This is a genomic window from Mycolicibacterium peregrinum (assembly GCF_001665625.1).
In the GTDB taxonomy this organism is placed as follows: Bacteria; Actinomycetota; Actinomycetes; order Mycobacteriales; family Mycobacteriaceae; genus Mycobacterium; species Mycobacterium peregrinum_B.
On sequence record NZ_LZSY01000119.1, the window covers coordinates 1 to 628 of the forward strand.

The window sequence follows — 628 nt, forward strand, 5'->3', positions numbered from 1 at the left end:
TGCCGGCGCGAAGACTGCCCCGCCGCACAGCAGCGCGCGGCCGCGGATGCGGCGGTGGTGCATGTGTTGGCCGACCAATCCACCGTGAACGGGACTTCTGATGATCCGGGGTATGTGGTCGGCCATGGCATCGTGCCCGCCGAGTCCGTGCGGGATCTGGCCGCCACCGGCACGGTCAAATCGGTGCGCATGCCCACCGGGCCCGAGCCTGCCGAGCCGCGGTACCGCCCCTCGGTGGCCTTGTCAGAGTTCATCCGGTGGCGTGATCTGACCTGCCGGTTCCCGGGCTGTGACGCCCCGGCTGAACGCTGCGATGTCGACCACACCGCGCCCTGGCCTGACGGGCCGACGCATCCGTCGAACACCAAGTTATTTTGCCGGGCACACCATTTGGTGAAAACGTTCTGCCCCGGCTGGACTGACCGTCAACGACCCGACGGCACCATCGAATTCACCACCCCCACCGGACACACCCATGTGACCGAACCCCACGGCGCCGGCATGTTCCCCACTCTGAGCCAGCCGAGCGGGGACCTGAACCTCCCCGAACCCGAAGCGGCGACCCCGAACTCGAATCCGAACCGCGCGGTCAAGATGCCCAAACGCTCACGCACCCGCGAACAAGACC

General features: G+C 67.5%; 1 protein-coding gene. It reads left to right on the top strand.

Annotated features, from left to right (window positions below; translation table 11 throughout):
* On the top strand, positions 1 to 628 hold a 628-nt coding region (locus A5779_RS20085; RefSeq protein ID WP_131811663.1), incomplete at both ends, for an HNH endonuclease signature motif containing protein.